At 65.1% G+C, this 13,100-nt stretch carries 8 protein-coding genes; 5 read left to right on the top strand and 3 right to left on the bottom strand.

Annotated elements, in window-relative coordinates:
• Window positions 1–155 precede the first annotated feature (155 nt).
• Entirely contained in the window at window positions 156–1,379 is a 1,224-nt protein-coding gene (locus E5222_RS14510; RefSeq protein WP_136694520.1) for a polyhydroxyalkanoate depolymerase, read from the top strand.
• Here the strand turns inward: E5222_RS14510 and E5222_RS14515 are convergent, their stop codons facing one another.
• The 3 genes from E5222_RS14515 to E5222_RS16630 are packed head-to-tail and all read right to left on the bottom strand — an operon-like array spanning window position 1,380 to window position 3,593.
• Window positions 1,380–2,024, bottom strand: a complete 645-nt coding sequence (locus tag E5222_RS14515; protein WP_136694521.1) for a DUF4126 domain-containing protein — start codon at window positions 2,022–2,024, stop codon at window positions 1,380–1,382.
• A 47-nt stretch (window positions 2,025–2,071) separates the two neighbouring features.
• Complete coding sequence (locus E5222_RS14520; protein WP_136694522.1) at window positions 2,072–3,442, bottom strand: putative O-glycosylation ligase, exosortase A system-associated; 1,371 nt, start codon at window positions 3,440–3,442, stop codon at window positions 2,072–2,074.
• Window positions 3,443–3,446: 4 nt separating this feature from the next.
• Window positions 3,447–3,593, bottom strand: coding sequence for a hypothetical protein (locus E5222_RS16630; RefSeq protein ID WP_169053615.1), 147 nt, complete (start codon window positions 3,591–3,593; stop codon window positions 3,447–3,449).
• 99 nt (window positions 3,594–3,692) lie between these two features.
• On the opposite strand from E5222_RS16630, the gene E5222_RS14525 reads away from it, so the two are divergent.
• The 4 genes from E5222_RS14525 to E5222_RS14540 all read left to right on the top strand — a co-directional run bounded on the left by E5222_RS14525 (window position 3,693) and on the right by E5222_RS14540 (window position 13,081).
• On the top strand, window positions 3,693–4,934 hold the full coding sequence (locus E5222_RS14525; RefSeq protein WP_136694523.1) for a TIGR04063 family PEP-CTERM/XrtA system glycosyltransferase: 1,242 nt from the start codon (window positions 3,693–3,695) through the stop codon (window positions 4,932–4,934).
• 33 nt (window positions 4,935–4,967) lie between these two features.
• Window positions 4,968–6,710, top strand: a complete 1,743-nt coding sequence (locus tag E5222_RS14530; RefSeq protein ID WP_136694524.1) for a hypothetical protein — start codon at window positions 4,968–4,970, stop codon at window positions 6,708–6,710.
• Between the two features lie 278 nt (window positions 6,711–6,988).
• On the top strand, window positions 6,989–11,632 hold the full coding sequence (gltB, locus tag E5222_RS14535) for a glutamate synthase large subunit (protein WP_246021808.1): 4,644 nt from the start codon (window positions 6,989–6,991) through the stop codon (window positions 11,630–11,632).
• Window positions 11,633–11,644: 12 nt separating this feature from the next.
• Entirely contained in the window at window positions 11,645–13,081 is a 1,437-nt protein-coding gene (locus E5222_RS14540) for a glutamate synthase subunit beta (RefSeq protein ID WP_136694525.1), read from the top strand.
• Window positions 13,082–13,100 lie beyond the last annotated feature (19 nt).

Genomic DNA, 13,100 nt, shown 5'->3' on the forward strand with positions numbered 1-13,100 from the left:
ATAGCCTATCTTAACGGTGATGCCCTATTTGAGGGCAAAGTCTGATTCTGGGCAGGCCGGACAAGAGCGGGACCACTCGCCGCCAGCCAGGCCAGCAAGGGCCGCGCTACCCGCGCGTCTTGACGAATGGGTCGCACCGCCCGCAGGGGACATGAATGCTTTATTCCGCCTATGAAATGCACCGCACCATGATGCACACGGCCAGCAGCTGGGCATCGGTGGGCGCACAGATGCTGTCCAACCCGGCGCTGCCGATCGGCTATTTCGGGATGGGCCCGGCCATGGCCAGTGCGCTCGAAGTGTTCGCCCATGTCTATGAGGAGCGCGGCAAGCCCGATTTCGGCATCGAAACCGTCAGCTATGACGGGGTGGACCACCCGGTGATCGAGGAGGTGGTGCTGCAAAAGCCCTTTGCCTCGCTACGGCATTTCAAGCGGCAGGACCTGCCCAAGGATGCGCCCAAGCTGCTGATCGTCGCGCCGATGAGCGGGCACTATGCCTCGCTGCTGCGCGGCACGGTGGCGCGCATGGTGGAAAACCAGGAAGTCTGGATCACCGACTGGGCCGATGCGAAGCTGGTGCCGGTCTCCGCCGGGCATTTCGACCTCGACGACTATATCGATTACCTGATCGATTTCCTGCGCTTCATCGGTGAGGACACGCATATGCTGGCCGTGTGCCAGCCTTCGGTCCCCGCCTTTGCCGCCGCGGCGGTGATGGGGGCGGACAAGGATCCGTGCCGCCCTTCAAGCCTCACCATGATGGGCGGGCCGATCGATACGCGCGCCAGCCCGACCAGCGTGAACGACGTGGCGATGGAACGGCCGCTGAGCTGGTTCCGCAACAATGTGATCGCCACCGTGCCGCTCAACTATCCGGGCGCGGGCCGCAAGGTCTATCCCGGCTTCCTGCAGCTGGCGGGCTTCATCTCGATGAACCTCGAAAGCCACATGATGAGCCACTACGAAATGTACAAGCATCTCACCGTGGGCGACCAGGAAAGCGCCGACGCGACCAAGAAGTTCTATGACGAATATCTCTCGGTCTGCGACATGACTTCCGAATTCTACCTGCAGACGATCGAGCATGTGTTCCAGGAACACTCGCTGCCCAAGGGCGAGTTCGTCCATCGCGGCAAGGCGATCGATCCCGATGCCATTCGCGACACCGCGCTGCTGGCGATCGAAGGGGAGCGGGACGATATCTCGGGCATCGGCCAGACGCGCGCCGCACTGGACCTGGCCCCGCACCTGTCCACGGAGAAGAAGAAATACCACCTCGCCCCCGCAGTCGGGCATTACGGCATCTTCAACGGCTCCAAGTGGCGCAAGCAGATCGCGCCTGTGGTTGAGGACTGGATGCGCGCCCACGCGCGCTGATCAGCCGTCCGCAGTTTCGCTCAGAGGGTGCTGCGTCTGCTCGCCCGTGCGCCAGAACAGCCGGTGCAATATGCGCCGGGCCAGCACCAGCAGGTAGATGCAAGCCGCCAGCACCAGTACGGCAACCCCGGCCGCGACCCAGGGATATTCGTAGGCGAGCCAGAGCAGGCCCACGGTCGCCACATCCTCCGCGGTAGAGACCACGGCATTGCTGACCGGCTCGGGGCTCGTATTGACCACGGCACGCGCGCTGGCCTTGCCGCCATGCGCAATCAGCGCCCCGCCTCCGCCCAGCAGGAAGGCGACCACCTGTAGCGCCGGATCGGCCGGGTCGACGATCGCCAACGCCAGCAACGCACCACCCACCGGGCGCACCAGCGTGTGCACCGTGTCCCAGATCGAATCGAGCCACATGATCTTGTCGGCGAAGAATTCGCACAGCGCGCCGATGGCGGCGAAGCCCATCACCCAGGGATTGGCGAGCACCTGCAAGCTCTGCAAATGGTCGGGCAGCGGCACCACGCCACTGTTCATCGCGATCCCCGTGGCAAGCACCACAAGGTAGAGCCGCCAGCCCGCCAGCAGGCTGGCGCTGGTGGCAATGCCGAGAATCTCGACGATACCGAGCGAAGCAGGGGCGTCCATCCCGCCAGACTAGGCGCGAGCAGGCCATCCTGTCGATAGGGGGCGCCTCAGGCGGCCGGAGCGGGCGCTTCAGGCTTGGGTTCGCAGGGCTTGAACTTCGCGCGGCTCGCTGGTTCCTCGGTGCGCCGGACGTAGCTCCACAGCCCGCATTGCAGCCCCACGAGCATGAAGAGGAAGGGCTGGTAGGCGATACCGACGAACAGCGCGCCGACAAGGAAGACGATATGCGCCTGCTGCAATGCCGTGGCGAGGCCCCATTGCCAGCTTCGCTTGCCGCCCTCCAGCTTGCCGAGACGCCAGCGCAGCCGCTCCATGTGCCACAGCCCCAGCGCCTGCAGCCACAGCCACAGGCCTAGGCCGATCCAGCCCTGCTCGCCCAGCAGCTCGAAATAGGAGGAGTGATAGGCGCGGCCTTCCTCGGTCACCGTATTGTAGGTGACCTGGCGGCTGGCGCCCTCGCCCGAAACGGTGCGCGTCTGGTAGGTGAAGGAGTTGGCGCGATAGGCATCGAAGCCGCCGCCCAATGGGTTGGCCTTGGCATAGCCGATCGTCCATTCCCACACGGCAAGGCGGGTGGAGGCGGACTGGTCGCTCTCATACCCCGCGATCGTGCCCATCCGTTCGAGGTAGCTTTGCGGCAGGAAGGGGATCGCCGCCATCATCGCCAGCGCGGCAGCTCCCGCATAGACGAAGCGATAGCGCACTGAGCGCAGCAGCAGCACGCCCAGCACGGCAATGCAGACGAGGCCCGTGCGCGCGCCCGTGCCCACCGGGATCAGCAGGCAGGCGAAGATGAGGCCGGCGGTGAAGCCCCACACTTTCCAGTCGGGCTTGAAGATGGTGCCGTGCCGCGCCAGCCACAGTGCCAGCGGGATGATGCAGATCGCCACGGTGGAGATGATCGAACCTTCGTAGAGGCCGGCATTCTCGTCCACCAGCAGGCTCAGCGTGCCGTAGCCGCCGCCGCCGAAGATCGTCTTGATCCCGCCATTGATGGCGATCGTACCCACGGCGAGCACGATGAACAGCACCGCCGCCTCCAGCCGCAGCTTGGTGCGCAGGGTCAGCGGCAGGAAGATGGCAAAGAGCAGCGCCTTCCACACCCAGTCCCACTTGTCCCACGCGCTGTCGGGGAAAGCGGCGGTCAGCGTCGTCATCCCGCAATAGAGCAGCAGGGCGAGCATCAGCCCCTGGCGGAAGGTGAAGCGGCTGCCCTTCTTCCCGTCGAGCAGCACCCAGCCGGCGAAGGCGGCCAGAAAGGCGATTAGCGAGACCGGGATCGCCTGGATGATCGACCAGCCGATCTTCTGCGGCGCAACGATGTCGATGTAGATATAGGCGAGCACCCAGATGAAGGGCCGCTTCAGCCCGCAGGCGAGCAGCAGGCCGATAAAGCCGAGCAGGAACAGGTCGAGCATCGCCCTATTCCCCCTTGGCCCGCTGCCAGGGCTTGCGCCTGGGCTTGTCGTCCGCCTCGCCCTCCTCATCCAGCTCATCGCGCGACAGCAGCATGATGGCGGCGAGCGCCATCAGCCCATGCGTGAGGATGAGGGTGATGAAATTGACCAAGATCGGCTTTCCGAGATGCTTTTCCGCCAGCGTTCTGCGCGATCCTACCGGCGAGGAATTGACGCGCCGTTAAGCTTGTACCCGTATGGATTTCCGCCAATGACGCGCGTTCTCCACATCCTCGATCACTCGCTTCCGCTGCATAGCGGCTATGCCTTCCGCACCCGTGCAATCATGCATGCGCAGATGAAGCTGGGGCTGGATGTGCGCGGGATTACCGGATTGCGCCATACCAAGGACGGCCCGGACCGGGAGGAGGCGGACGGCCTCACCTTCCATCGCACGCGCGGCGAGATATCGGGGCCGGCAGGCCTGCGCGAATGGCGCGAGATATCGGCGCTTGCCGATGCCATCTGCGCGCTGGCGCAGGAATGGCGTCCCGACGTGCTGCATGCCCATTCGCCCGCCATGGACGGCATGGCCGCCCTGCGCGCCGGGCAGCGGCTGGGCATTCCTGTCGTCTACGAAATCCGCGCCTTCTGGGAAGATGCGGCGGTCGGCAATGGCACGGGCAGCGCCGGATCGCTCAAATACCGCCTGACCCGCGCTCTGGAGAACCATGTCGTCGGACAGGCCGATCACGTGGTGACGATTTGCGAGGGCCTGCGCACCGACCTCCTCGCACGCGGCTTTGATGCCGGGAAAATCACCATCATGCCCAATGGCGTCGACCTCTCCCTCTTCGGCAATCCGGTGGAGCGCGGGGACGCGCTCGCCCGCGCGCTGGCGGACGAGTTGTCGCTCGGCACCGGGCCGGTGATCGGCTTCATCGGCAGCTTCTACGACTATGAGGGGCTGGACGACCTCGTCTCTTCCATGCCGCGCCTGCTGGAACGCCACCCGGAAGCGCGGCTGCTGCTGGTGGGCGGCGGGCCGATGGCAGAGGCTGTGGAAGCGCAGGCGCTCGCCTCCTCCGCCCGCCACGCCATCCGCTTCACCGGCCGCGTGCCGCATGAGCATGTCGATCGCTATTACGCGCTCACCGACATCATGGCCTATCCGCGCAAGAAGTCGCGCCTGACCGACCTCGTGACGCCATTGAAGCCGCTCGAGGCCATGGCGCAGGGCAAGCTGGTCGCGGCAAGCGATGTGGGCGGCCATCGCGAGCTTGTCACTCACGCCAGGACCGGCGTGCTTTTCACGCCCGATGATCCTGCCGCCTGCGCCGCTGCGCTGGCCGACCTGCTCGACCGGCGCGGCGAGTGGGAGGCTATCCGCGGCGCCGCGCGCGAGTATGTGGCCGAGCATCGCGACTGGGCACGCAATGCCGAGCGTTATCAAGCCGTTTACCAACGGGTGATAGGGCCAGTCCCTACGCGCCATGCAGGCGCAGCCGCGTGAGTCGCAGGCAGAGGCACAGGACAGGACACGACAGTGGCGACTTTTGCCGAGGATGACATGATGGAAGACGCGCCGCGCAAGGCGCCTGTCAGCACGCATCCCGCCTTCCCCTTCATCGTGGCGCTCTGGTTCGCCGCGCTGCTGGGCCTCGGCAGCCTGGTGGTTCCCGTCGCCCTGGTCGAGATGCTGGTGGTGAAGACCGGCATTTCCTCGATTGTCTCCGCCGCCGCGCCGCCGCTGGGCTTCACCGCCCGCGCGATGATCGCCATCGCTTTCACCGTGCTCGGCGGCCTGGCCGGCCTCACCATCGCCCGCCGTATCGGCCAGATCCACGGCCAGCGCGCCATTTCCCATGCGCGCGCCCCGATCTCCGCCCATGAAGAACTGGGTGACGAAGGGTTCGACGGTCCCGCACCGCGCAGCCGCCGTCGCGCACTGGCGCTCGATGCCGGAACCCAGTCCCGCGATTTCGACGAAGCCGCGCCACTGCCCGCCGTTCCGGTCGAGGCGGAGGAGAGTGTGGAAATGATCGCGGAGCCCGGCCCTGCCGAGAGCGAGCTACCGGAAGAGTTGGCCGAGCCCGAGGCAGAGGCATTTGCCCCGCCGGAACCGGAGCCGATTGAGGAAGTGGCTTTCGATGACGCGTCCGAAGCGGTCGACATCGCGGAGGAGGACACCTTCCTCGAACCGTACGGCCTTCCTGTTGCGGACCACACCTTCACCGAAGAGCCCGCTGACGAGGCAGCATTCGACAGCGCCTGGGTCGAGCCGGAAACGGCGAAACCTGAACTGGAAGACCTTGGCCTGGTCCAGCTGGCCCAGCGCCTGGGCGATTCCATCCGCAAGCGCCGCGCAATGATCGCCGCACAGGCCGAAGCCGACGTGCCCACCCCGCAATTCGCTCCGCCACCCCCGGAAACCGCGGCAGAACCCGCGCCGGAGCCCTTTGGCAGTGCCGAACCCAATGCCGCGGCCCCCGACGAGGCTGCGGCTGCGATGGCCGCCTATTTCGCCAATGGCGGGATCATGACGGAAGAGCCGGTAGCCTTCGAGGAACCCGCCGAAGACGCCTGGCTCGAGGCCGAGGAAGAGGTCCAGCCCGAGACCGAAGAGGAAGCCGCCGCCCCGCCGCTGGCCGTCCCCTCCTTCGAGGCTTTCGAGGACGAGCCCACCGGACCCGTCACCTACCAAGAGCCCGTCAGTGCTGCCGAACCTGCTCCGGCCGAGGAAAACACCGAAGAGTTCGGCTTCCGCCCGCTCAACGGCTTCGTCCCCTTCGCTTTCGATTCGCTCGATGTCGGGGATGACGAGGACGAGGACGAGGATGAGGAGATGGCGGATATCGCCGCGTCCTTCACCCTGCCGCGCTTGAAACCGGAAGAGGAACCCGCCGCCCCGGCGCGCAGCTTCGATCCGCCTGCGGATTTCGACCCTGACGAAAGGGACGAGGACGTTTCGGAAGACGACAAGTTCGGTTCGCTGCTCGCCCCGCGCAATCCCTTTGCCGGCCGCACCGAGGAAGTCGTGCGCATCGAGGACGAGCCCGGCGACGAGGAGGGCCTGACCGAGGCGGCGGTGGTATTTCCCTCCCAACGCGAAAAGCAGGCAGCCGAAAGCGAGCCCGTCGAACAGCCCATGCGCCCGTTCGATCCGCCCATGCCGGTGGAAGAGGACGAAGGCGCAGCCCCTGCCCCGTCCCCGCGCGACACCGAGGAAAACGAGCGGGCCCTGCGTGAAGCCCTGCTCAACCTGCAACGGATGAGCCGCAGTGCCTGACGCCGGGCCTCCCATTTCAGGATACATGCCCTATATGGTCTCGATACGGGACTTGAGGCAGGCCGCAGGCGGCTAAAGCCCCAAAAACCCTGCCGATTCCCCCCTTGGCGGTCATTTTGCAGTGCCAGCCACCTTGCAAAAACACTTTCGTGTCGCCATGGGGGGGCATTCGCGACATTTTCGCCATGCACCCATGCCGGGTGAGTCGCGTTTCGCTGCCCGCAACAGAGGGCGTCGAAGCGCCCCCTCACCATCGGCCTGAGACAGGACCAGATACGTTGACCGAGCTGCCAGCCCGCCAGGGCCTCTACGATCCGCGCAATGAGCACGATAACTGCGGTGTGGGCTTTGTTGCCCATATCAAGGGCCTCAAATCGCACGAAATCGTGAGCCAGGCGCTGCAAATTCTGGAGAATATCGACCATCGCGGCGCGGTGGGCGCTGATCCGCTGCTGGGTGACGGCGCCGGCCTGCTGATGCAGATCCCGGACAAGCTCTATCGCAAATGGGCCGCTGGCGAAGGCCTGACCCTGCCGCCGGCGGGCGATTATGCGGTGGCCATGTGCTTCCTGCCGCAGGACGATGCGGCGCGCGATTTCATCACCGCGCAGTTCGAAAAGTTCATCAAGAAAGAAGGCCAGCAGCTGATCGGCTGGCGCGACGTGCCCGTCACGCTGGAAGGTCTGGGCAAGGCCGTGCTCGATTCCATGCCGGTGATCCGCCAGTGCTTCATCGCACGCGGCGCAAATTGCGAGGACCAGGACGCGTTCGAGCGCAAGCTGATCGTGATCCGCAAGCAGACGCAGAACCCGCTGAAGGAACTGGCCGTCAAGCACGACATGCCGGGCCTGCTGAAGCTCTACATGCCCAGCTTCTCCAGCCGCACCGTGGTCTATAAGGGCCTGCTGCTGGCGAACCAGGTGAAGAGCTTTTACGACGATTTGCGCGATCCCGATTGCGAGAGCGCGCTCGGCCTCGTCCACCAGCGCTTCTCCACCAACACCTTCCCCAGCTGGCGGCTGGCGCAGCCCTTCCGGCTGATCGCCCATAATGGCGAAATCAACACGGTTCGCGGCAATGTGAACTGGATGAATGCGCGCCGCCGCACGATGGAAAGCGACCTGCTTGGCGCGGACCTCGACAAGCTGTGGCCGATCGTGCCGCATGGCCAGTCGGACACAGCGTGTCTCGACAATGCGCTCGAACTGCTGCTGCTGGGCGGCTTCAGCCTCGCCCATGCGATGATGATGCTGATCCCCGAAGCCTGGGCGCGCAACCCGCTGATGGATCCGGCGCGCCGGGCTTTCTACGAATATCACGCCGCGCTGATGGAGCCGTGGGACGGCCCCGCAGCCGTCGCCTTTACCGATGGCCGCCAGATCGCCGCCACGCTGGACCGCAACGGCCTGCGCCCTGCGCGTTTCTGCGTGACGAAGGACGATATCGTCTGTCTCGCTTCCGAAAGCGGCGTGCTGCCGTTCAAGGAAGAGGACATCACCCGCAAGTGGCGCCTGCAGCCGGGCAAGATGCTGTTGATCGACCTCGAGGAAGGCCGCATCATCGAGGATGAGGAGCTGAAGGCCCAGCTCGCCGCCGCGCAGCCCTATGACAAGTGGCTGAAGCAGGCGCAGTACAAGCTCAAGGATATCGAGGCGATCGAGACCGACAAGGATGCGGTTCGCGATCCCGAGGATACGCTGCTCAAGCGCCAGCAGGCCTTCGGCTACACGCAGGAAGATATCGGCAAGTTCCTCGAGCCGATGGCGGTGAATGGCGACGATCCGATCGGATCGATGGGCACCGATACGCCCATCGCCGTGCTGTCGAACCGCAGCCGCCTGCTCTACGACTATTTCAAGCAGAACTTCGCCCAGGTCACCAACCCGCCGATCGACCCGATCCGCGAGGAGCTGGTGATGAGCCTGCTGTCGATGATCGGCCCGCGCCCCAACCTGCTGGGCCACGATGCCGGCACGCACAAGCGCCTGGAAGTCGACCAGCCGATCCTCACCAACAAGGATGTCGAGAAGATCCGCTCGGTCGAGGAGAATCTCGACGGCGCCTTCCGGACCGAGACGGTGGACATGACCTGGGATGCCAGCACCGGGGCCGAGGGCCTGGAGATGGCGATCAAGGAAATGTGCTGGGCCGCGACCGAGGCGGTGCTGCAGGACAAGAACATCCTGATCCTGTCCGACCGCGCGGCCTCCAAGGACCGCATCCCCATGCCCGCTTTGCTGGCGACGGCGGCGGTGCACCATCACCTCGTCCGCCAGGGCCTGCGCATGCAGACGGGCCTGGTGGTCGAAACCGGCGAAGCGCGCGAAGTGCACCACTTCTGCGCGCTGGCGGGATATGGCGCGGAAGCGATCAACCCCTATCTCGCCTTCGAGACACTGGAGCATATCCGCGCCACCAAGCACCCTGAGCTGGCCAGCGAACAGGTGCAGAAGAACTATATCAAGGCGGTCGGCAAGGGCATCCAGAAGGTCATGTCCAAGATGGGCATTTCGACCTACCAGTCCTATTGCGGCGCGCAGATCTTCGATGCGGTGGGCCTGTCCTCCGACTTCATCGAGAAGTACTTCACCGGCACCGCCACCACGATCGAAGGCATCGGCCTGGAACAGGTCGCCGCCGAAGTGGTGCGCCGCCATGCGCTCACCTATTCGGACAACCCGATCTACAAGAACATGCTCGATGTCGGCGGTATCTACCAGTACCGCCTGCGCGGCGAGGATCACGCCTGGACGCCGGCCAATGTCGCCAGCCTGCAGCACGCGGTGCGCGGCAACAGCTTCGAGAATTACGAGGCTTTCGCCAAGTCGATCAACGAGCAGTCCGAACGCCTGCTGACGATCCGCGGCCTGATGGAACTGAAGAAGGCGGATGAGCCGCTCGACATCAGCGAAGTCGAACCGGTCGAGGAAATCGTCAAGCGCTTCGCCACCGGGGCGATGAGCTATGGTTCGATCAGCTGGGAAGCGCATACCACGCTGGCGCTCGCCATGAACCGCATCGGCGGCAAGTCGAATACGGGCGAAGGCGGCGAGGATCCCAAGCGTTTCCTGCCCATGGCCAATGGCGATTCCATGCGCTCTGCCATCAAGCAGGTCGCCTCCGGCCGCTTCGGCGTGACGACCGAATATCTCGTCAATGCGGACGACATCCAGATCAAGATGGCGCAGGGCGCAAAGCCCGGCGAGGGCGGCCAGCTGCCCGGCCACAAGGTCGACAAGGTCATCGGCGCGACGCGTCACTCGACGCCGGGCGTCGGCCTGATCTCGCCGCCGCCGCATCATGACATCTATTCGATCGAGGATCTGGCGCAGCTGATCCACGACCTCAAGAACACCAACCCGTCATCGCGTATCTCGGTGAAGCTGGTGTCCGAAGTGGGCGTGGGAACGGTGGCCGCGGGCGTTTCCAAGGCGCGTGCCGACCATGTGACCATTTCCGGTTACGAAGGCGGCACCGGCGCTTCGCCGCTGACCTCGCTCACCCATGCCGGTTCCCCGTGGGAGATCGGCCTCGCGGAAACGCAGCAGACGCTGCTGCTCAACGACCTGCGGAGCCGCATCGCGGTGCAGGTCGATGGCGGCCTTCGCACCGGACGCGACGTGGCCGTGGGCGCGTTGCTGGGCGCGGACGAATTCGGCTTCGCCACCGCCCCGCTGATCGCGGCGGGCTGCATCATGATGCGCAAGTGTCACCTGAACACCTGCCCGGTCGGCGTCGCCACGCAGAACCCGGAGCTGCGCAAGCGCTTCGTCGGCACGCCCGAGCATGTGATCAACTACTTCTTCTTCGTTGCCGAGGAACTGCGCCAGATCATGGCGGAGATGGGCTTCCGCACGATGGACGAGATGATCGGCCGCGTCGATCGCATCGACATGCGCCGGGTGGACCGTCACTGGAAGGCGGCGGGCATCGACCTGTCGCGCCTGCTGACGAAGATCGAAGTGCCCGAAGGCAAGCAGCTCTATCACACCGAAGGGCAGGATCACGGCCTCGAAGCCGCGCTCGACAACGAGCTGATCCAGGCTGCGCGTCCGGCGATCGATCATGGCGAGACGCTGGTGCTCGACTTCCCCGTGCGCAATGTGAACCGCACCGTCGGCACGATGCTGTCGGGTGAGATCGCCCGCAAGTTCGGCCATGCCGGCTTGCAGGCCGACCAGCTGCGCATCAACCTGACCGGCGTTGCCGGGCAGAGCTTCGGCGCATGGCTGGCGCATGGTGTCACGCTGGACCTCGTCGGCGATGCCAATGACTATGTCGGCAAGGGCCTGTCGGGCGGCCGCATCATCGTGCGCCAGCCGACAAGCGTCGATCGCGAGGCGGCGGGCAATATCATCGTCGGCAACACCGTGCTGTTTGGCGCCATTGCGGGCGAGGCCTATTTCAGCGGCGTGGGCGGTGAACGCTTCGCCGTCCGCAACTCCGGCGCCATTGCGGTGGTCGAGGGCGCGGGCGACCATTGCTGCGAATACATGACCGGCGGCACCGTCGTCGTGCTGGGCAGCACCGGCCGCAACTTCGCCGCGGGCATGAGCGGCGGCATCGCCTATGTCTATGACGAGGACGGTTCGTTCGAGGACCGCTGCAACATGGCACAGGTGAAGCTGGTGAAGATCGATGCCAATGCGCAGGATCCCGAAGGGCTGGGCTTCCCCGCCCAGCGTCCCAGCAATGTCACCGACTTCGGCGTGGGCGATCCGCTCTATCACGATGCGCAGCGCCTCAGGATCCTGGTCGAGCGGCACAAGCTGCACACCGGCTCCGCCCGGGCCGCGGCGCTGCTGGACGATTGGGACAATGCGCTGGCGAAATTCGTCAAGGTCATGCCGCTCGATTACGAGCGTGCGCTGAAGCAGCTCGAAGGCGAGCGCGAAGAAGCCGCCTCGGTAGCGGCTGAGTAGGGTTTAGATACGATGGGTAAAGAGACGGGCTTTCTGGAACTGGACCGGCAGGATCGCACCTATGACGATCCCAAGGAACGGCTGAAGCATTACAAGGAATTCGTGGTTCCGCACAGCGAGGATGCGCTGAAGGCGCAGGCTTCGCGCTGCATGAATTGCGGCATTCCCTATTGTCACAATGGCTGTCCGGTGAACAACATCATCCCGGACTGGAACCACTTGGTCTATGAGGGCGACTGGCAGAATGCGCTGGAAGTGCTGCATTCGACCAACAACTTCCCCGAATTCACCGGCCGCATCTGCCCCGCCCCGTGCGAGGCGAGCTGCACGCTCAACATCACCGACCAGCCGGTGACCATCAAGAGCATCGAATGCGCCATCGTCGATCGCGGCTGGAAGGAAGGCTGGATCGAACCGCAGGTGCCGGAAAAGAAGACCGGCAAGAGCGTGGCCGTGGTCGGCTCCGGCCCGGCGGGCATGGCCTGCGCCCAGCAGTTGGCACGCGCCGGCCATTCGGTGACGCTGTTCGAGAAGAGCGACCGGATCGGCGGGCTGATGCGCTACGGCATTCCCGACTTCAAGATGGAAAAGCACCTGATCAACCGCCGCGCGGTGCAGATGGAAGCCGAAGGCGTGTCGCTCAAGACCTCCACCGAAGTGGGCGTGGACGTTTCGATCAAGAGCCTGAAGGAAAACTTCGATGCCATCGTGATGGCGGGCGGATCCGAAGATGCCCGTCAGCTGCAGATCCCCGGCGCGGAACTTCCCGGCGTGCGCCTGGCGATGGAGTTCCTGACCCAGCAGAACAAGCGCAATGCCGGCGATAGCGAGGAACGCGCCGCGCCGCGCGGAACGCTGACCGCCACCGGCAAGGACGTGATCGTGATCGGCGGTGGCGACACCGGCAGCGACTGTGTGGGCACCTCCAACCGCCAGGGCGCGAAGAGCGTGACGCAAATCGAGATCATGCCGCAACCGCCCGAGCATGAGAACAAGCTGCTGACCTGGCCCGACTGGCCGATGAAGCTGCGCACCTCCTCCAGCCACGAGGAAGGCGTGACCCGCGACTGGGCCGTGCTGACCAAGGAAGTGGTGGGCGAAGACGGCAAGGTCACCGGCCTCAAATGCGTCCGCGCCGACTGGTCCGAAGGCAAGCTGACCGAAGTGCCCGACAGCGAATTCACCCTGCCCGCAGACCTGATCCTGCTCGCCATGGGCTTTGTCGGCCCGAAGAAGGCCGGCATGATCGACCAGTCGGGCGTGGAGCTGGACGAACGCGGCAATGTGAAGGCGAATACGGAGGACTATCACACCTCCGATCCGCAGATCTGGGCCTGCGGCGACATGCGCCGTGGCCAGAGCCTCGTCGTCTGGGCCATCCGCGAAGGCCGCCAGGCCGCCCGCGCGGTGGACGAAGCGCTAATGGGGGCGACCGACCTGCCGCGGTGAGCGGCGGTTTGGTGATCTT

It is taken from the genome of Alteraurantiacibacter aquimixticola (assembly GCF_004965515.1).
GTDB classification, from domain to species: Bacteria; Pseudomonadota; Alphaproteobacteria; order Sphingomonadales; family Sphingomonadaceae; genus Alteraurantiacibacter; species Alteraurantiacibacter aquimixticola.

Coding starts and splice junctions, on each gene's coding strand:
- E5222_RS14520 (WP_136694522.1), bottom strand. CDS start 3,442: ATGCTCGACCTGTTCCTGCTCGGCTTTATCGGCCTGCTGCTCGCCTGC.
- E5222_RS14510 (WP_136694520.1), top strand. CDS start 156: ATGCTTTATTCCGCCTATGAAATGCACCGCACCATGATGCACACGGCC.
- E5222_RS14515 (WP_136694521.1), bottom strand. CDS start 2,024: ATGGACGCCCCTGCTTCGCTCGGTATCGTCGAGATTCTCGGCATTGCC.
- E5222_RS14525 (WP_136694523.1), top strand. CDS start 3,693: ATGACGCGCGTTCTCCACATCCTCGATCACTCGCTTCCGCTGCATAGC.
- E5222_RS14540 (WP_136694525.1), top strand. CDS start 11,645: ATGGGTAAAGAGACGGGCTTTCTGGAACTGGACCGGCAGGATCGCACC.